The sequence below is a fragment of the Nitratireductor pacificus pht-3B genome (assembly GCF_000300335.1).
GTDB classification, from domain to species: domain Bacteria; phylum Pseudomonadota; class Alphaproteobacteria; order Rhizobiales; family Rhizobiaceae; genus Nitratireductor; species Nitratireductor pacificus.
Map to the genome: position 1 here is coordinate 124400 of NZ_AMRM01000007.1, position 19323 is coordinate 143722.

The window sequence follows — 19323 nt, forward strand, 5'->3', positions numbered from 1 at the left end:
CTCCGCCGGCGTCATCCGGCGCGATCCCCGTTCCCTGATTTGCCGATATCCGCAAGGCGGGTACAATAGAGCATTCCCGTAAGAAGGTGCCCCATGCCGTCTTCCGCGCCATCCCAGCGTCAGCTTCGCGTCGGCGAACAGGTGCGCCATGCCATCGCCCAGCTTCTGCAGCGCGGCGATGTGATGGACGACACGCTTGAAAATACCGTCGTCTCGGTGTCCGAGGTGCGCATGTCACCGGACCTGAAGATCGCCACCGCCTATGTGTCGCCGCTCGGCGCCGGCGACAGGGATGCGGTGGTCGAGGCGCTCAACCGTCATGCGCGCTTCATTCGCGGCCGCATCACGCCGGCGCTCCGGCAGATGAAGTACATGCCCGAACTGCGCTTCCGTTTTGACGAGAGTTTCGACAATTTCAGCAAGATCGACCGCCTGCTGAAGTCGCCCAAAGTGGCGCGCGACCTGGACGAGGACGATCTGGGCGAAGACGGACCTGATGGGGGCGACCGCTGATGGCCCGGCGCGGAAAGAAGAAGGGCCGTCCGGTCAATGGCTGGCTGATCCTCGACAAGCCCGCCGGCATGGGCTCGACCGAAGCGGTCTCCAAGGTCAAGTGGCTGTTCAAGGCCGAGAAGGCCGGTCACGCCGGAACGCTCGATCCGCTGGCCTCGGGCATGCTGCCCATCGCGCTGGGGGACGCAACCAAGACCGTGCCGTTCGTCATGGATGGCGCAAAGGTCTATCGCTTCACCGTGGCCTGGGGCGAGGAGCGCAGCACCGACGACCTCGAAGGTCCGGTGGTGGAAAGCTCCGACAGGCGTCCGGGCGAGGAGGAGGTGCGCGGCCTGCTGCCCCGCTACACCGGCATCATCATGCAGACGCCGCCGCAGTTCTCTGCCATCAAGATCAACGGCGAACGCGCCTACGATCTGGCCCGTGGCGGCGAGACCGTCGAGATCGCCGCGCGCGAAATCGAGATCGGCCGGCTCGATCTGCTGGAGTTCACGCCGGACAGGGCGGTTTTCGAGGTCGAGTGCGGCAAGGGCACCTATGTGCGCAGCCTCGCACGCGACATGGGGCGCGATCTGGGCTGCTTCGGCCACATCGCCGAATTGCGCCGCACCGAGGTCTATCCCTTCACGCCCGAGCAGATGGTCGATCTCCCGCCGCTCGAGGAGGCGGCCGAAGCGGCCCACGCGGAAGAGGGGGATTTCGCTCCCCTGGACGATGCCCTGCTCGATGTCGCCACCGCGCTGGAGGGGCTGCCGGAGATCGCGGTGAACGACGATGCCGCCGCCCGCATCCGCCTCGGCAACCCGGTCATCGTGCGCGGCCGCGATGCGCCCGTCGAGGCGCCGGAGGCATGGGCCAGCGCCCGCGGCCGGCTGGTTGCGCTGGGCGTCGTCGAGGCGGGGATGTTCAAGCCGAAGCGCGTCTTCGCGGCCTGAACCCTGCCTGCGTCGAATTTCCGGAAACGCCGCGCAACCGATGCGCATCTCATGCATTGTCTATAGCAATTTGCAGTCAGGTGGTTACACCTGATGTCCGCATGAACGCGGGGAGCACGAGGCAGAGCGGTTCGGCGTTTCGTGAGAACGAGGGATCGGTCTGGCGCAGACAGGCAAGGGTCGGGGTGGAATGCAGGCAGACGAAAGCGGGAGCGCGACACCTCCCCGGGCAGGATTCCTCGAACGTCTGCGGGTGCTGGCTGCCGGGCCGAAGCCGATCAGTCTGTTCCTGTTTCTGTTGATTGCCGTCACCATCATTCCCGCCATCGCCGTATCGGTCGTCCTCCTGCAGCGCAACAACGACGCCCAGCGCGAGGTCGTCACCACCCTGGCCGAGGCGATGGCCGGCTCGATCGCCGAAGCCATCGACCGCGAACTGAACGGCATGGCCACCACCCTGCGCGTCCTGTCGACGACGCCGTCGCTGGCGAGCGGCAGCCTTGAGGATTTCTACGATCGCGCCAGGCTGGCGCTGGCCGGCACGGGATCCTACTTCATCCTGCTCGACGAGAAGCACCGGCAGTTGATCAACACCCGCGTCCCCTTCGGCACGCCGCTTGGCCCGACATCCGACCCGCAATCGGCGGATCTTGCGCTGAGCAAGGGTGGAACGGTGATCTCCGGAACCTTCTTCGGCAAGGTTTCGCGCGAATGGGTCTTCAACGTGGCGATGCCCTTCATTCCGAAGGACGGTCCGCCGCGCGTGCTGGTGATGACGCGCAACGCGGAGACGCTGAGCGACGCCCTGTCCCAGCAATTGCTGCGCGGCGGCTGGAATGCGTCGGTCGTGGACCAGGACAATATGGTCATCGCCTCGTCCTTCATGTCGTCCGAGGTCGGCAAGCCGTTTTTCCTGGAGCTCGGCGGTTCCGGCATGTACCGCGAGGCGGAGCCGCGGGAAGGCATTCCCGGCGGCACCTACATCACCATCGTCGACAAGTCCCATTACAGCGGCTGGAAGGCGATCGTCTGGGCCTCGACGGCTTCCGTCGAGGAGCCGATGCGCCGGTCGCTGCGCATGCTTCTGGTCGGCGGTCTACTCGTCATCGCCATCGGCACCGCCGCCGCGTGGCTGCTCGGCCGGCAGATTGCCGGGCCCGTGCGGCGCCTGGCGCGCGATGCCCGCCGGCTGGGCGTCGGCGAACCGGTTCATGCCATCGAGTACCCGATCGCCGAAGTCGCCACGGTGTCGTCGGCGCTGGCCGAGGCCGCGGTGGACCGCAAGCAGGCGGAGAACGAAATCCGCCTGCTGATGCGCGAGGTGGCGCATCGCTCGAAGAACCAGCTCACCGTCGTGGCCTCGATGGCGAAGCAGACCGCGCGCAGCGCCCGCACCTTCGCCTCGTTTCAGGACGCCTTTCAGAAGCGCCTCTACGGCCTGGCCCGCTCGACGGACCTGTTGATCGCCGGCGGTGCGGCGGGTGTCGAACTGCGCGAGCTGCTCGCCATCCAGATCGACCCGTTCCGACCTGACGATGCCGAGCGGCTGCAGATGGAAGGCCCGAACGTCCGGCTGGCGAACCAGCCGGCGCAGACCATCGGCCTTGCCGTACACGAACTGGCGACCAACGCCGCGAAATACGGCGCCTTCTCCTCCGCCACGGGGAGCCTGCATCTGTCCTGGCGCGTGAAGGGCGACGCGCTGGTGATCACCTGGCGCGAGCATGTGCCGCGCCTGCGTCGCCGCAGCGGCCGGCGGGGCTTCGGCACCGAGATCATCGAGCGGATGCTGGGCGGCACGCTCGACGCGGAGATTTCCCGCGTGTTCCACCGCGACGGTCTTGAATGCGTTTTCAAGATTCCGGTCGCGCGCCTGTTCCCCGAGGATGCGCGCTCCGCCCCCGAGGCAGGCTGAGGCGCGCCGCCTGCCGCTTTAATGTTTGGGCTGGCAATTATGTGCGTTTTCGCTTATATGCCGCCCAACATCGCGCTTGAAACGCTCGACATTGCGGTTGAAACGCCATGTGAAACGGCCCCGGCTGGACGACATCCCGGCTGAGGGCGTCCCTTTTCCCTACACTTTCGAAAGGAACACCGATGTCGGTTACTGCAGAGCGTAAACAGGATTTGCTCAAGGAATTCGCTACCGCTCAGGGCGATACCGGTTCGCCGGAAGTCCAGGTCGCCATTCTCACGGAGCGGATCAAGAATCTGACCGAGCATTTCAAGGACCACAAGAAGGATAACCATTCCCGCCGTGGCCTGCTGAAACTCGTCTCCCAGCGCCGCCGCCTTCTGGACTATCTGAAGAAGAAGGACGAAGGCCGCTACAAGACGCTGATCGAGAAGCTCGGAATTCGGCGCTAAGCCTTTGACCGGCGGATACCAGGGGGTGTCCGCCGGTCGCATTTGGGACGGTGCTTCGCATCGCGCCCGCCGGCTCCGGACCGATGCATGATGTGACCACACGCGCCGACGGCGCTTCGCGGTCTCATGCGAAAGGAAGGTCTGGAATACCGGAGCCCCGTGGACAGGTCATGGGGCAGGATTGCAGGATGCTTGCGGCCGGCCGAGGCCGGAAATTGCCAAGCTTCCCGTTGTCTTGCCCGTGGCTCGTCTGAAACACAAAGCCAGTCCGGCGGCGCGCGGCCAAAATCCGCTGCGTGGCGCTCGGTATCAAAGGACAAGATATGTTCAAGCACCACAAAGTGGAAATCGAATGGGGCGGTCGTCCGCTCATCCTCGAAACCGGCAAGATCGCCCGTCAGGCCGACGGCGCCGTTCTCGCCACCTATGGCGAGACGGTCGTTCTGGCCACCGTGGTCTCCGCCAAGGAGCCGAAGCCGGGCTTCGATTTCTTCCCGCTGACCGTCAACTACCAGGAAAAGACCTTCGCCGCGGGCAAGATCCCCGGTGGCTTCTTCAAGCGTGAAGGCCGTCCGAGCGAGAAGGAAACGCTCACCTCGCGCCTGATCGACCGTCCGATCCGTCCGCTCTTCGTCGACGGCTACAAGAACGACACGCAGGTCGTCCTGACGGTCCTGCAGCACGATCTGGAGAACGACCCGGACATCGTCGCCATGGTCGGCGCCTCCGCCGCCCTGACGCTCTCTGGCGTTCCCTTCATGGGCCCGATCGGCGCGGCGCGCGTCGGCTATATCGGCGGTGAATACATCCTCAACCCGCATCTCGACGAGATGGAGGAATCCAAGCTCGATCTCGTGGTCGCCGGTACGGGCGACGCAGTGCTGATGGTCGAGTCCGAGGCGCAGGAACTGGCCGAGGACGTCATGCTCGGCGCAGTCATGTTCGGCCACAAGGGCTTCCAGCCGGTGATCGACGCGATCATCAAGCTGGCCGAAGCCGCCGCCAAGGAGCCGCGCGACTTCACCTCGCCGGACTATTCCGAGCTGGAAGGCGCGATGCTGAAGGTCGTCGAGGCCGATCTGCGCGACGCCTACAAGATCACCGACAAGCAGCAGCGCTACGACGCCGTTGATGCCGCCAAGGCGAAGGTCAAGGCCGAGTTCCTGCCCGAGGGCGAGGAAGAGCAGAAGTGGACCTCGGAGCAGGTCAACGCTGTGTTCAAGACCCTGCAGGCGAAGATCGTTCGCTGGAACATTCTCGACACCAGCCTGCGCATCGACGGCCGCGATCTGTCGACCGTGCGCTCGATCGTCTCGGAAGTTGGCGTCCTGCCGCGCACCCACGGTTCGGCCGTGTTCACCCGCGGCGAGACCCAGGCCCTGGTCGTCGCGACGCTCGGCACCGGCGAGGACGAGCAGTTCATCGACGCGCTGACCGGCACCTACAAGGAGGCGTTCCTCCTGCACTACAATTTCCCGCCCTATTCGGTGGGCGAGACCGGCCGCATGGGGTCGCCCGGCCGCCGCGAGATCGGCCACGGCAAGCTCGCCTGGCGCGCCATCCACCCGATGCTGCCGGCCGCCGACCAGTTCCCCTACACGCTGCGTGTCGTCTCCGAGGTCACTGAATCCAACGGTTCGTCCTCCATGGCCACGGTCTGCGGCACCTCGCTGGCGCTGATGGATGCCGGCGTGCCGCTGGCCAAGCCGGTCGCCGGCATCGCCATGGGCCTGATCAAGGAAGAAGAGCGCTTCGCGGTGCTCTCCGACATCCTGGGTGACGAAGATCATCTCGGCGACATGGACTTCAAGGTCGCCGGCACCGATGCGGGCATCACCTCGCTGCAGATGGACATCAAGATCCACGGCATCACCGAGGAGATCATGCAGATCGCCCTCGACCAGGCCAAGGGCGGCCGTCTGCACATTCTCGGCGAGATGGGCAAGGCGCTTTCCGAGAGCCGCGGCGAGCTGGGCGAGTTCGCCCCGCGCATCGAGGTGATGAACATCCCGACCGACAAGATCCGCGACGTGATCGGCTCCGGCGGCAAGGTGATCCGCGAGATCGTCGAGAAGACCGGCGCCAAGATCAACATCGAGGACGACGGCACGGTGAAGATCGCTTCGTCCAACGCCAAGGAGATCGAGGCGGCGAAGAAGTGGATCCACTCCATCACCGCCGAGCCGGAAGTGGGCGAGATCTACGAGGGCACGGTCGTCAAGACCGCCGACTTCGGCGCTTTCGTCAACTTCTTCGGCCCGAAGGACGGCCTGGTCCACATCTCGCAGCTCGCCTCCGAGCGCGTGCAGAAGACCACCGATGTCGTCAAGGAAGGCGACAAGGTTTTCGTCAAGCTGATGGGCTTCGACGAGCGCGGCAAGGTTCGCCTGTCGATGAAGGTCGTCGATCAGGAGACCGGCCAGGAAATCGTCCGCGAGAAGAAGAAGGAAGAGGTCGGGGAAGACGCCGAAGGCTGATCTCCCTGAACTGACCGCTTCGAACGGGCGCGCGCCTTCCGGGGCCGCGCCCGTTTCACATCCGAAAGCCGCCAAGATGAACGACGCCCCTCTCGCCACCCTCCTGTTTCCCTTCGAACGCGGCCTGGTCGACCCGCCCCGGGACGAAGATCGCGTTCTGTTTCTGGGCGCGCCGGGCGGGCTGCTCCTGCCGGCGGATTTCGCCGGGCAGCTTAGTGCCGTGCAGGGGTTCCGGCCTGACTATCTCGCCTTGCAGCAGGCCGGCTTCGCGGTTTCGCCGGAGCCGCAGGGCGAGAGCTATGATCTGGCGCTTGTACTGCTTGGCAGGCATCGCCGCGAGAACGAGCTGCTGCTTGCCCAGGCGCTCAGGCGCACGCGGCCCGGCGCCCTGATCGCGGCTGCCTGCGCCAAGAAGGATGGCGGCGGCAGCGTGCGCAAGCGCATGGCGGGCCTTCTGCCGCTGGAGGACCACGCCTCGAAGCATCACGGCGTGGTCTTCTGGTTGCGCCGCCCGGAGAGCCTGGAACCCGGGCTGGTGGCTGAACTGGCTGACGGCGGCGATGCCGCGGACGGTTTCGCAACCGCTGCCGGCGGCTTCTCCGATGATGGTGTCGATCCCGGTTCTGCGCTGCTCGTCGAATGCCTGCCGGACGACCTCTCGGGCAGGGTTGCCGATTTCGCGGCCGGCTGGGGCTATCTCTCCGTCGCGGCGGCGGGCAGGGCGTCCGATGTGAAGAGCATCGATCTCTACGAGGCGCATCACGCCTCGCTGGAGGCGGCCCGGCGCAACATGGCGGCCGGAGCGCCGCAGATGCCGGTCCGCTTCTTCTGGCACGACCTTCTGGGCGAGCCGGTGGACGAGCGCTACGATGTGATCCTGATGAATCCCCCGTTCCACCGCAGCCGGGCCGCCGAACCCGACATGGGCCATGGCATGATCGCCGCGGCGGCGAAGGCGCTCAAGCCGCGTGGCCGGCTTTTTCTCGTCGCCAACCGGCAGCTTCCCTACGAGGAAAGCCTCCAAAAGCATTTCGCGGCACAGGGTGAGCTGCGCCGCGATACGGTGTTCAAGGTTTTGTGGGCCCGCAAGTAGCGGGCCGATCTGATCCGGTTCAGTCGTCGCCGGTGGCGGCGCTGATCCGCTTCAGCTCTTCCATCGTCGGCATCGAAACGGTGTTGTATCCGGAATCCACGTAGTGGATCTCGCCGGTGACGCCGGACGACAGGTCGGAGAGCAGGTAGAGCGCCGATCCCCCGATCTCGTCGATCACCACGGTGCGCCGCAGCGGCGCATTGCGCTGCTGGTAGGAGAACATGTAGCGGGCGTCGGAGATGCCGGCGCCGGCCAGCGTGCGCACGGGGCCGGCGGAGATCGCATTGACGCGGATGTTGCGCGGGCCGTAGTCGCTGGCGAGGTAGCGCACGCTCGCCTCGAGGCCGGCTTTGGCGACGCCCATCACGTTGTAGTTCGGCATGACGCGTGTGGAGCCGGCATAGGTCAGCGTCAGCATCTGCCCGCCATTCTCCATCAGTTCCGCCGCCTTGCGGGCGACTTCGGTGAAGGAGTAGCAGGAGATTACCATGGTGCGCACGAAGTTCTCGCGCGTGGTGTTGGCATAGAGGCCCTTCAGCTCGTTGCGGTCGGAAAATCCGATCGCGTGAACGATGAAGTCGAGGGAACCCCACGCCTCCTTAAGGCCGTCGAACACGCCATCGATGGAGGCGCTGTCTTCCACGTCGCAGGGGAAGAGGAGGTCTGATCCGACCTTCTCGGCCAGCGGCTTGACGCGCCGGCCGAAGGCATCACCCTGATAGGTGAAGGCCAGATCAGCGCCGTGCTCGGCAAGCTTCCGGGCAATGCCCCAGGCAATCGAGTGATCGTTGGCGACCCCCATGATGAGGCCGCGCTTCCCTTTCATCAAACCGTCCATGGGTCTTCTTCAACCTGCGTAACGCTGGAACACGAGCGTGGCGTTGGTGCCGCCGAAACCGAAGGAGTTCGACAGGACTGTATCGATCTTGGCGTTGTCGATGCGCTTGCGCACGATGGGCGCGCCCTCGAACTCGGGATCGAGCTCGGTGATGTGGGCGCTCTCGCCGATGAAGCCGGCCTGCATCATCAGGATCGAGTAGATCGATTCCTGCGCGCCGGCGCCGCCGAGCGAGTGGCCCGTCAGCGACTTGGTGGAGGCAATGTGCGGCATCTTCTCGCCGAACACCTGGCGGATGGCGTCGATCTCGCGGGAATCGCCCACCGGCGTCGCCGTGCCATGCGTGTTGATGTAGTCGACATCGCCAGTCACTGTGGAGAGCGCCTGCTTCATGCAGCGCACCGCGCCTTCACCCGAAGGAGCAACCATGTCGAAACCGTCGGAGGTCGCGCCATAGCCGGTCAGCTCGGCATAGATCTTTGCGCCGCGCGCCTTGGCGTGCTCCAGTTCTTCCAGAACCAGAACGCCCGCGCCGCCGGCGATGACGAAACCGTCACGCGTCGCGTCATAGGCGCGCGAGGCGGTGGCCGGCGTCTCGTTGTGCTTGGAGGACATGGCGCCCATCGCGTCGAACAGGTTCGACATGGTCCAGTCGAGATCCTCGTGGCCGCCGGCGAACATCACGTCCTGCTTGCCCCACTGGATCATCTCCGCCGCGTTGCCGATGCAGTGCGCCGAGGTCGAGCAGGCCGAGGAGATGGAATAGTTGACGCCGTGGATCTTGAACCAGGTGGCGAGCGTCGCCGAAGCCGTGGAAGACATGGCCTTCGGCACGGCGAACGGTCCGATGCGCTTGGGCGAGCCCTTCTCCAGGGTCAACTGGGCGGCTTCGAAGATGGTGCGTGTGGACGGGCCGCCCGACCCCATGATGATGCCGGTGCGCTCGTTGGTGACGTCGCCTTCCGCGAGGCCGGAATCGGCGATCGCCTGCTCCATGGCCACATGGTTCCAGGCGCCGCCCTTCGACAGGAAGCGCATGGCGCGGCGGTCGACCACTTCGGCCGGATCGAGCTTCGGCGCCCCCCAGACCTGGCAGCGGAAGCCGTTGTCGGCAAAGTCCTGCGAGAAGGTGATGCCCGACCGGGCGTCGCGCAGCGAAGCCGTGACCTCGTCGGCATTGTCGCCGATGGAGGATACGATACCGAGGCCGGTGACGACGACGCGTCTCATGATGCTCTCCTTGCGCCGACCATGCCGGCCGCCAGTAAAAGTTGAAACTAGAGCATCGGGCCGAAAAGTGGAAACCGGTTTTCGGTTGTCCCGATGCTCCATCAATCGCTTGGATCGTCCTTTGCGCGTCCGGACGGACGCACGGCGATCTAGGCTTCCTGCTGAGCCAGGCCGACCCGGAGGTCGGTCGCCTTGTAGATGGGGTCGCCGTCGGCCTTTAGCCAGCCATCGGCGATGCCAAGCACCAGACGGCCCTTCATCACGCGCTTGAAATCGACGCCGTATTCGACCTTCTTGACCTTCGGCGTGACCATGCCCTTGAACTTCACTTCGCCGGTCGACAGGGCCATGCCCTTGCCCGGCAGGCCGAGCCAGCCGAGATAGAAGCCCGTCATCTGCCAGAGCGCATCGAGGCCGAGGCAGCCGGGCATGACCGGATTGCCGATGAAGTGGCATGGGAAGAACCAGAGGTCGGGCTTGATGTCGAGCTCGGCGCGGATATAGCCCTTGCCAAACTCGCCGCCCTCTTCCTGGATGTCGGTGATGCGGTCGAACATGAGCATCGGCGGCGCTGGAAGCTGCGCATTGCCCGGGCCGAAAAGGTCTCCCCGGCCGCATGCCAGAAGGTCTTCATAGTCGTAGCTGTTTTTCGCTTGCGCCATCTAATGCCATCCCGTCGGCGGTCCAGTCTTCCCGGATCCGTTCTTGTCGTTGTCGAAACTCCCTAACACAGCTTGTTTCTTGCTGGAAACCGCCGTTGTGGGAAATCGCCCGGACCGAGCGACCCAGCCGCGAAAATTCGCCGCTATTGATCGGTTTGCCCTGACAAAGTATATGTCGGGGAAGGAAAAACGCTTGCGCGGGACGGGCTCACCGGCCGGGCGTTTGTGAATGGCAATCGACGGAACAAGTCATTGAAGACTGTAAACGACAGGCAGGAACTGGGACTGGAAGAGCGGTTGCGGAGATCGGGCCTGCGTCCGACGCGGCAACGCATTGCCCTTGCCGATCTCCTGTTCGCTGATGGCGACCGCCACGTTTCCGCAGAATCCCTGCACGAGGAAGCACAGGCGGCCGGGTTCTCCGTGTCGCTTGCCACCGTGTACAACACGCTGCACCAGTTCACCGAAGCCGGCATGCTGCGCATCGTCCAGGTCGAAGGTGCGCGCACCCATTTCGACACCAATGTCTCCGACCACCACCACTATTTCATCGAGGACGAGAACCTGGTGTTCGACATTCCCTCGGGCCGCGTCGAGGTGAAGAACCTTCCCGAGCCGCCGGAAGGCACCGAGATCGCCAATGTCGATATCGTGGTGAGGCTGCGCCGCAAGGCGCGCTGAAGGCGCGTCGCCCCTATTCCTTGACGGCTTCGCCCGGATAGGCGCCCCAGACGAGTGCCTGGTCGATCCAGCCCGAATGGCCGGCAAACTCCATCTCGCACCAGTCGCCGTTGCAGGCTTTGATGGATCCGATGGCGCCCGGTTCCACCCGCACCACGGTGCGCGCTTCTTCCTCTGGCCTGGCGAAAAGATCGATGGCGGCTTCCTTGCCCTTGTACCAGGGAGCCGCGATGCCCGTGCGGCGGCCGGAAAGCAGCGCCTGGTTGATCCACCCTTCCGCGCCGTCGGCATCACGCACGCGCCGCCAGTTGTCGTATTCCTGGATGATCTCCACCGGCAGGCCGGGCTTCAGGTACATCCAGTTGACCGCGTAGCTGAGCCCGGGACCCACGCGCATGTTCACACGGCCGGATTTCAGGCTGACGAAGCGCGGCAGCGGCAGACCGCTCGGGCCCGTCTTCACATTCGGTTCGGTGTTGGCCTGCGCCTGCGTTGTCGCGGGCACCGCGACCATGGCGGTCCCCATGACGGCCAGGGCGAACGCGGCTAGCACGGAACGGAATGGCGCGATGGCCGGCATTTTCGAACTCCTGATGAACCCCGGTATGCGCGGAGCCGGCAGTTGGCCCCTTTTTCTTTGTCTTGGGACCCCCCGCTTGATAGACAGGAGGCGGCCCAACGCGGCATTGAAGTGTCGCGCGTCTTGGTTAAAGAGGTATCAACAGGGCGTTATTTTGGAGAACCCATGACCGTCAGGAAGAAGCCTCTCGTCGTCATCACCCGCAAACTTCCCGATCAGGTCGAGACGCGCATGCGCGAGCTCTTCGACGCGCGGCTGAATGTCGACGACAAGCCGATGACCCAGCCGGAACTGGTGGCCGCCGTGAAGGAAGCCGACGTTCTTGTCCCGACGATCACCGACCGCATCGATGCCGCCCTGCTGGCGCAGGCGGGCGAAAGGCTGAAGCTGATCGCCAATTTCGGCAATGGCGTCGACAACATCGACGTCGCCGCCGCCGGCAAGCGCGGGATCACCGTCACCAACACGCCGAACGTCCTCAATGAGGACACGGCCGACATGACCATGGCGCTGATGCTGGCCGTGCCGCGCCGTCTGACCGAGGGGGCGGCGCTCCTGAGGGATGGCGGCAAATGGGCCGGCTGGTCGCCGACCTGGATGCTCGGCCGCCGCATCTGGGGCAAGCGTCTCGGCATCGTCGGCATGGGCCGGGTCGGCACCGCCGTCGCCCGGCGCGCCAAGGCCTTTGGCCTGTCGATCCACTACCACAACCGGAAACGCGTCGCGCCGGCCATCGAGGACGAGCTGGAGGCGACCTACTGGGACAGTCTCGACCAGATGCTGGCGCGCATGGACATCATCTCCGTCAACTGTCCCTCGACGCCGGCGACCTTCCACCTCCTGTCGGCGCGCCGGCTGGAGCTGATGCAGCCGCGGGCCTATGTGGTCAACACGGCGCGTGGCGACGTCGTCGACGAGGACGCGCTGATCCGCCTGATCGAGCAGGGCAAGCTGGCGGGCGCCGGGCTGGACGTTTTCGAACACGAGCCCTCGATCAATCCCAAGCTTCTCAAGCTCGCCAAGACCAACAAGATCGTCATTCTCCCGCATATGGGATCGGCCACCATCGAGGGCCGCATCGACATGGGCGAGAAGGTCATCATCAACATCCGCACCTTCTTCGACGGCCACCGCCCCCCGGACCGCGTCCTGCCGCGCAGCGCCTGACCGACGATACCCGAGCAGCGCGGCGTCTCTGCCGTCGGCGGCTCGGGGCCCACTTCCGGTGGACGACGGCTTCCTTCTCCCCGCAGGCGGGGAGAAGTCCCGGCAGGGGGATGAGGGGCGAGCGCGGGCGTCAAGGACTGGTGCGCGGACGCCGACTTTCGTTCCCTTCTGCCGGGTTGGCTCTGGCCCCTCATCCGGCCCTTCGGGCCACCTTCTCCCCGCAGGCGGGGAGAAGGGAGCGCCGGCGTTTGTGTTGCTGCTACATTCTCCGGGTTTGCCGGGTGCCAAACCTCTCGACTTTCGTCATCCTCGGGCTTGACCCGAGAAAGACGAGGCGTGTGGGATGGCGGAAAAGCGCCGCCGCCTTGCCGTTTCGGCCAAAGCTCACATCCGGCTGCGGGATGCGCGGTAGGTGATGGTGTCGAAACGGGCGGCCAGCCCATCATAGAGCAGCAGGCGGCCGATCAACGGTTCGCCGATGCCGGTGATCAGCTTGATCACCTCCATGGCCTGCAGCGTCCCCATCACGCCGGTCAGCGCGCCGACGATGCCGGCTTCGGCGCAGCTCGGCACCAGGCCCGCCGGCGGCGGTTCCGGAAACAGGTCGCGATAGCCCGGCAAGGGATTGCCGGCAGCATCCCGGGCAAACGGTGTCAGCACCGTCAGGGAGCCGTCGAAGCGGCCGACCGCCGCCGTGACCAGCGGGCGATGCTCCGCCGCGCAGGTATCGGCCAGAAGATAGCGGGTGGCGAAATTGTCGGACCCGTCCACGACCAGATCGTAGGCGGCGATCAGCCCGGCGGCGTTGTCCGGCCCGAGGCGCAGGGCGTGGGTCTCGAAACGGACGTTCGGATTGATCCGCGCCAGGCTTTGCGCCGCGCTGTCCACCTTCGCCTGCCCGATGCCGTCCGTATCGTGGATGACCTGCCGCTGCAGGTTCGACAGCGAGACGGTGTCGTCGTCGACGATGCCGAGCGTGCCGATGCCGGCGGCGGTGAGATAGGAGAGGACCGGCGCGCCGAGGCCGCCGGCGCCGATCACCAGAACGCGGGCACGCTTCAGCTTCTGCTGGCCGGCGCCGCCGATCTCCGGCAGGACGATGTGGCGGGCGTAGCGTTCAAGCTCGAGGTCGGTCAGGGGCGGGGAGACGGGTTGTGTCATGGCGAGAGCATAGTCCGCATGCGGGGGTGTGTCAGGGGTCTAGGGCCGGCGTGGCATGACCGCGCCGGCGGAGACCGTGAGAAACTGTCCGCGGCCCTCCAGCGCGGAAAACAGGCTGGCTTCGGTGCCGGTCATGAAGGCCTGGCAGTTCAGGTCCTCCAGTATGGCGAACAGCGCCGCGCGCCGGTCCGGGTCGAAATGCGCCGAGATCTCGTCGAGAAGCAGGATCGGCGCATTGCCGGAAAGCTCCGCGGTCAGCCGGGCATGGGCCAGAACGAGGCCGACCAGCAGCGCCTTCTGCTCGCCCGTCGAGCAGCGCGCCGCCGGCATGTCCTTCGGCACGTGCCGCACCAGAAGCTCGCTGCGGTGCGGCCCTTCCAGCGTGCGCCCGGCGGCACGGTCGCGGTGGCGCTGGTCGCGCAGCAGGGCGCGGAAGGTTTCCTCGATGTCGACGGCCGGGCGATGGCCCATCTCCGCGTCGATCGTGCCTTCGAGCGCGATCTCCGCCTTGGGGAAGGGGCCGTCCTCCGGCAGGCGCTCGTTCATCGCCGCGATGAGCCGCACCATCTCGGCGCGGGCGGCGGCGATGGCGACACCGGTCTCGGCCATCTGCGTCTCGATGGCGTCGAACCACGCGGCATCGCGCGAATCCTCGGACAGGAGGCGGTTGCGCGCGCGCATGGCCTTCTCATAGTCGAGCGCGCGCCGGCCATGCGCCGGGTCGATCGCCAGCACCAGCCGGTCGAGGAAGCGCCGGCGGTCGCCGGCCGGGCCGGTGAACAGCGCGTCCATGGAGGGCGTCACCCACAGGATGCGCACCCATTCGAGCATGGCGTCGATCGAGCGCGGCGTCTCGCCGTTAATGCGCACGCGCCGGCCGGCGGCATCGACGCCATTGCCGGCGCCCGCGGTTCCCGTCCCGATCTCGCACTCGCCGAAGGCGCCCTCCAGCCGGGCATGGACCGCGAAGCCGGCCTCGCTGCCGGCACGCGCCACATCGTCGAGCGTGGCGCGGCGCAGGCCGCGGCCCGGGGAAAGGAACGACACGGCTTCCAGAAGGTTGGTCTTGCCGGCGCCGTTCTCGCCGGTCAGCACGACCGCGCCCGGCGCAAGCTCGAGGGACAGGGCGCGATAGTTGCGGAAATCGCTCAGGCTCAGCTTGGCGATATGGGTCTGGGCGGGCTGCCCCTTCACCTCTGTCTGGTCGGCCAAGGCACTCTCGGTGACGTTCCGGGGCGGCGCACCGCCCCAACCCATGTTTGCGCATTCACAGGGTCGCCGGGCTCCCAGGCGACGCCAAAGCGCTCTAGACGCGCATCGGCATCAGGACATACAGCGTGCTCTCGTCGCCCGCGTCCTGAACCAGCGTGGGGGAACCGGCGTCGGCCAGCAGGAAGCGCGCCTCGCCGCCCGAGAGCTGCGCCGCCACGTCGAGCAGGTAGCGCGCGTTGAAGCCGATCTCGATCGGGTCCGACTGGTAGTCGGCGGCGACCTCTTCCGTGGCGCTGCCGGAGTCCGGATTGTTGACCGTCAGCGTCACCTGGCCGTCGGTGATGGACATCTTCACGGCGCGGCCGCGCTCGGAGGAGATCGTCGAGACGCGGTCGACGGCGGCGGCGAAGCTCTGCCGGTCGATGATCAACGCCTTGTCGTTGCCGGTTGGGATGACCCGCTGATAGTCGGGGAAGGTGCCGTCGATCAGCTTGGAGGTCAGGATGACGCTGCCGATGGTGAAGCGGATCTTGTTGTCGGAGAGCTCGACGGTGACCGCAATGTCGGGATTGTCGACCAGCTTCTGCAACTCGCCGACCGTCTTGCGGGGGATGATGATGCCGGGCATGTTCTCGGAACCGGCCGGCGCATCCATCTCGGCGCGCGCCAGGCGGTGGCCATCGGTCGCGACCGAGCGCAGCTTCAGGGCGCCGCCCTCCTCGATCGCGTGCAGGAAGATGCCGTTCAGGTAGTAGCGCGTTTCCTCGGTCGAGATGGCGAACTGGGTCTTCTCGATGAGATCCTTCAGTGCCGTCGAATCGAGCCGGAAGATATGCGAGAAATTGCCGGCGGAAAGTTCCGGGAAATCCGACTGCGGCAGGCACTGGAGCCGGAAGCTGGAGCGGCCGGAGACGACCGACATGGCATTGCCGCTCTCGTCGGTCTTCAGCATCACTTCCGCGCCGTCGGGCAGCTTGCGCACGATGTCGTAGAGCAGATGCGCGGGCACGGTCGTGGCACCAGCCTGCTCGATGGTCGCCGCGGCCGCTTCCGTGACCTCGAGGTCGAGGTCGGTCGCCTTGAGCTGCAGGCTGGCGCCGTCGGCGTTCAGGAGCACGTTCGACAGGATCGGTATCGTGTTGCGTCGCTCGACCACGCGATGCACATGGTTGAGGGATTTCAGGAGGGTGGAGCGTTCCAGAATAACACGCATGACCGATCGATCTCACTTGAATGAAAGTGCGTCTCGCGGACGTGCAACACGTCCGGGACAGCCTTGAACAGGCTTGATTTTGGACAAACTGACAGGAAATCAAGAAGAAAGGCAAGCCCGTGATCGGGGGAAGCCGCGCAGGGCCAGCCTTTCTGGGGAAAACGCCAAAGAGAGCAGGCCGGGAGCAGGATACGACGATCCCGAAGCGGTTTTCCTGCGGGTCCGCGCGGGCGCTTGCGTCCGCTCCGGCTTCAACCGGAGTCGCGGGAGGACTCCGGCCGATTCCTTCGCTGATCCAAGGCGGCCGTCAGGCGTTTCCGCCCGACGGCAGGCCGCCTCAGGCCTGGTCGCTGATCAGCCGCTTCAGCAGCTCGATTTCCTGGGCGAGCTGCTTGTCGCCGTCCGTCAGCCCCTCGATCTTGCGCACGGCGTGCAGCACGGTCGTGTGGTCGCGTCCGCCGAAACGGCGGCCGATCTCCGGCAGGGAGCGCGGCGTCATCACCTTCGACAGATACATGGCCACCTGGCGCGGCTTGACGATGGTGCGCGTGCGCCGGTTCGACAGCAGCTCGGTCTTCGAGACATTGTAGTGGCGCGCCACGATGCGCTGGATGTCCTCGATGCGCACCCGCTTCGGCTCGCCCGCACGGCAGACATGGCCGAGGATCTCGTCGATCCGGTCAATGGTGATCTGCGGCTCGAAGGACTGGCGGAACAGAAGCTGGTTGAACGCGCCTTCGAGTTCCCGCCCGCTGCCCGTGACCGAGCGCGCCACATGCACGAGGATCTCCTCGGGAATGTCGAGCGAGGCGTCTTCCGCCTGGGCGCTTGCGAGGCGCTGCTTGAGGATCGCTAGGCGCATGCCGAAATCGGGAGCGCCGATCTCCAGCGAGACGCCGCCGTTGAGACGCGACTTGACGCGCGGCTCCAGCGATTCCAGCTCGGAAGGCGGGCGGTCCGCCGCCACCACCACCTGCCGCGCGCTGTCCAGCAGCATGTTGAGCAGGTGGCAGAACTCGTTCTGGATCGACTTGCCCTGCAGGAACTGCATGTCGTCGATGATCAGGAGATCGATGTCGCGCAGCTGTTCCTTCAGCGTCAGCGCATTGTTGTCGCGGATCGCGGTGGCGAAGCGCCACATGAAGTACTCCGCCGTCAGGTAGACCACGCGCGCCTGCGGCTTGCGGCGCAGGGATTCCGCCGCGATCGCCTGCAGCATGTGCGTCTTGCCGAGGCCGACCGAGGCATGCAGGAACAGCGGGTTGAACCGGATCGCGTTGGAATCGGACTCGGCGACCGTGCGCGCTGCGGCGCAGGCGACGCGGTTCGACGGCCCCTCGATCAGGGATTCGAAGGTGTAGCGGCTGTCGAGCGGCGACCCCAGAATGTTCGAGCGGCCCTCCGCCTCGGCGTTCTGCACGACGCCGCCGCGCGGCCCGTGCGACGAGGACAGCGTTCCCGTGGCCAGCGCCGTCTGCGGCCGGCTGGCGACCTTGCGCGCCACGGCGGGCTTCGGCTCCTGCGGCATCCGCACATTGCGCGTCGCCGTGCGGACGACGATCTCCACCTTGAGCGTGTCCGGCTCTTCCTGCTTCCAGAGCTCGGTGATCAGGTCGAGATAGTGACCGTTGATCCATGAGCGCAGGAAGGCTGTCGGTACGGAAATCCGTACGCCGCTCTTCGAAGCCTCCATCAGCTTCATGCGACCGAACCAGCTGGAATAGACCTCGCTGCCCAGGCGGGCCTTCAACTGCGCCTTGACGCGCTCGAAGACCACCTCCGAGGGGCCGTTTCCGGCACCGGCATCCGCCTGGATATCCGGGCGGGCCTTGCCGCCACTTCGGTCCGCATCTGTATCTGCCTTTTCAATGGCTTCTTGCTGAGACAATTGCTCTTGAAAAGAAAATCCCCCCGAAACTTCCCTTTCCGCGCCGCTTTGCATTCCTGATGTCCCTGTTCCTAATGAATGGCGTTTTCCCGGTCGGCTCTTTGTCTTGAAGCGGTCTTGCGACAGGTCTTGCGCCTGCCTCTCAACCGGCTCTGCCTGGCCGGGGGTCCTTATGATTGTCTGTTTGATGTGTCCTGGTCGTCGCCATCGACCACGTTCCGGCTCCACTCTCCTTTACAACGATCCGGCCGGCCCAACCGTGTGTCCCACCCAAATGCCTCAACCGTCAGTTGTTCCTTGGCGATCGCAACCATGCCAGACGGCACGGTCCAAAGACATGTTGTCACCCACAATTCATCCCCGGCAAGCCGGCCTGTCAGCCTGCTTTCGAGAGCGCAAAGAACCCCCGCGCGCGGAAACGACCACGTCGCAATCGGTGCCGATTTTGGCTTAAGGCTCTGGGCTCTGAGCGCCCTCTCGATGGCCAGACCTTAGCGAAATCCTTGTGGAAAGAGCAAGAGCGGGCCTGACCCTTTTTTCTCGAATCTGCTCTTGTGCAACGCTCGGGAATCGTTCTCTCCGCCGCGCTGCGCGCATAAGCCTTTTGGATTCAAAAGCCTTTTCGAAATGCGCGGGTCGGTTGGCCCCAGCGAAAAAAAATCCTAAAAAAAAGCTTGACATTTACACATGTCGGCCAGCCTTGCCGTGACATGAGCAAGCTGTGGATAAACTTCCATAAGCGACTGTTTATAAAAAGAAAACCGCCCTAGGCGCAAAAATCTCCGGGGCGTTGTGTGACAAAATTTGACGTGTTCTCATGTTGTTGAGCCGGCAAGCACGAAAAGGCCGGCCCCACACGCTATGCGCGCATGGGTTGCCAACCTGTTGCAGGACAAAGAAAAACCCGGCGCGAGCGCCGGGTTCATCCAGTTCTTTATGGAAGTATCAGGCGCCGAGCGACTTCACGCGCTGCGCGAGGCGAGAGACCTTGCGGGACGCGGTGTTGCTGTGAAGGACGCCCTTCGTGGCGGCGCGCATCAGCTCGGGCTGAGCCGCCTTGAAAGCGAGTTCGGCCGCAGCCTTGTCGCCGGAAGCCAGGGCTTCCTCGACCTTGCGCACGAAGTTGCGCACGCGCGAGCGGCGGCTCTTGTTCACCGCGGTGCGGTTGGCAATCTTGCGAACCGCTTTCTTGGCCGAAGACGTGTTGGCCATGGATCCTCACTTATCTCTACGGTCATCGCCCGGTGCGAAAGGCGCGGGCGCAAAACAAAAAGGGGCAGCCGCAGGGCCACCACAGTCGTGGCGG

General features: G+C 65.3%; 17 protein-coding genes. 8 read left to right on the forward strand and 9 right to left on the reverse strand.

Annotated features, from left to right (window positions below; all coding sequences use genetic code 11):
• Window positions 1–93: 93 nt before the first annotated feature.
• From rbfA to NA2_RS08200, 6 genes are all read left to right on the forward strand, one after another.
• Window positions 94–513, forward strand: a complete 420-nt coding sequence (gene rbfA / locus NA2_RS08175; protein ID WP_008596109.1) for a 30S ribosome-binding factor RbfA — start codon at window positions 94–96, stop codon at window positions 511–513.
• Window positions 513–1448, forward strand: coding sequence for a tRNA pseudouridine(55) synthase TruB (gene truB, locus NA2_RS08180; protein ID WP_008596110.1), 936 nt, complete (start codon window positions 513–515; stop codon window positions 1446–1448). The genes rbfA and truB overlap by 1 nt, the downstream gene beginning before the upstream one ends.
• A gap of 190 nt (window positions 1449–1638) precedes the next feature.
• A complete protein-coding gene (locus NA2_RS08185) occupies window positions 1639–3363 on the forward strand; it encodes a sensor histidine kinase (protein WP_051011598.1) in 1725 nt (574 codons plus the stop codon).
• Between the two features lie 140 nt (window positions 3364–3503).
• The gene (rpsO, locus tag NA2_RS08190; RefSeq protein WP_274531969.1) at window positions 3504–3815 is read left to right on the forward strand and encodes a 30S ribosomal protein S15; all 312 of its coding nucleotides are present in this window, start codon (window positions 3504–3506) and stop codon (window positions 3813–3815) included.
• A gap of 323 nt (window positions 3816–4138) precedes the next feature.
• Window positions 4139–6292 carry a polyribonucleotide nucleotidyltransferase gene (gene pnp / locus NA2_RS08195; RefSeq protein WP_008596114.1) on the forward strand — a complete coding sequence of 718 codons (2154 nt, stop codon included), beginning with the start codon at window positions 4139–4141 and terminating at the stop codon, window positions 6290–6292.
• 76 nt (window positions 6293–6368) lie between these two features.
• Window positions 6369–7385, forward strand: coding sequence for a class I SAM-dependent methyltransferase (locus NA2_RS08200; RefSeq protein WP_008596115.1), 1017 nt, complete (start codon window positions 6369–6371; stop codon window positions 7383–7385).
• Window positions 7386–7404: 19 nt separating this feature from the next.
• Here NA2_RS08200 and fabI read toward each other — a convergent pair whose 3' ends face one another.
• The 3 genes from fabI to fabA all read right to left on the reverse strand — a co-directional run bounded on the left by fabI (window position 7405) and on the right by fabA (window position 10115).
• Complete coding sequence (gene fabI / locus NA2_RS08205; protein WP_008596117.1) at window positions 7405–8223, reverse strand: enoyl-ACP reductase FabI; 819 nt, start codon at window positions 8221–8223, stop codon at window positions 7405–7407.
• Between the two features lie 9 nt (window positions 8224–8232).
• Window positions 8233–9453 carry a beta-ketoacyl-ACP synthase I gene (fabB, locus tag NA2_RS08210; protein ID WP_008596118.1) on the reverse strand — a complete coding sequence of 407 codons (1221 nt, stop codon included), beginning with the start codon at window positions 9451–9453 and terminating at the stop codon, window positions 8233–8235.
• Window positions 9454–9602: 149 nt separating this feature from the next.
• Window positions 9603–10115: a 3-hydroxyacyl-[acyl-carrier-protein] dehydratase FabA gene (gene fabA, locus NA2_RS08215; RefSeq protein ID WP_008596119.1), complete on the reverse strand. Its 513-nt coding sequence runs from the start codon at window positions 10113–10115 to the stop codon at window positions 9603–9605.
• A 252-nt stretch (window positions 10116–10367) separates the two neighbouring features.
• Between fabA and irrA the strand changes: the two genes are divergently transcribed.
• On the forward strand, window positions 10368–10796 hold the full coding sequence (gene irrA, locus NA2_RS08220) for an iron response transcriptional regulator IrrA (protein WP_040677187.1): 429 nt from the start codon (window positions 10368–10370) through the stop codon (window positions 10794–10796).
• A 13-nt stretch (window positions 10797–10809) separates the two neighbouring features.
• Here irrA and NA2_RS08225 read toward each other — a convergent pair whose 3' ends face one another.
• Window positions 10810–11376 (reverse strand): SH3 domain-containing protein, encoded by a 567-nt coding sequence (locus NA2_RS08225; protein WP_008596122.1) that lies wholly within the window; start codon window positions 11374–11376, stop codon window positions 10810–10812.
• A 165-nt stretch (window positions 11377–11541) separates the two neighbouring features.
• Here NA2_RS08225 and NA2_RS08230 point away from each other — a divergent pair, with 165 nt between their 5' ends.
• Entirely contained in the window at window positions 11542–12543 is a 1002-nt protein-coding gene (locus NA2_RS08230; protein ID WP_008596123.1) for a 2-hydroxyacid dehydrogenase, read from the forward strand.
• 384 nt (window positions 12544–12927) lie between these two features.
• On the opposite strand, the gene NA2_RS08235 is transcribed toward NA2_RS08230, so the two are convergent.
• The 5 genes from NA2_RS08235 to rpsT all read right to left on the reverse strand — a co-directional run bounded on the left by NA2_RS08235 (window position 12928) and on the right by rpsT (window position 19229).
• The gene (locus NA2_RS08235) at window positions 12928–13704 is read right to left on the reverse strand and encodes a molybdopterin-synthase adenylyltransferase MoeB (RefSeq protein WP_008596124.1); all 777 of its coding nucleotides are present in this window, start codon (window positions 13702–13704) and stop codon (window positions 12928–12930) included.
• A 39-nt stretch (window positions 13705–13743) separates the two neighbouring features.
• The gene (recF, locus tag NA2_RS08240) at window positions 13744–14916 is read right to left on the reverse strand and encodes a DNA replication/repair protein RecF (protein WP_008596125.1); all 1173 of its coding nucleotides are present in this window, start codon (window positions 14914–14916) and stop codon (window positions 13744–13746) included.
• 94 nt (window positions 14917–15010) lie between these two features.
• Window positions 15011–16129 (reverse strand): DNA polymerase III subunit beta, encoded by a 1119-nt coding sequence (gene dnaN, locus NA2_RS08245; RefSeq protein WP_008596126.1) that lies wholly within the window; start codon window positions 16127–16129, stop codon window positions 15011–15013.
• A gap of 337 nt (window positions 16130–16466) precedes the next feature.
• Entirely contained in the window at window positions 16467–18071 is a 1605-nt protein-coding gene (dnaA, locus tag NA2_RS08250) for a chromosomal replication initiator protein DnaA (protein ID WP_244423610.1), read from the reverse strand.
• 891 nt (window positions 18072–18962) lie between these two features.
• Entirely contained in the window at window positions 18963–19229 is a 267-nt protein-coding gene (gene rpsT / locus NA2_RS08255; RefSeq protein ID WP_008596129.1) for a 30S ribosomal protein S20, read from the reverse strand.
• Between the last annotated feature and the right edge of the window lie 94 nt (window positions 19230–19323).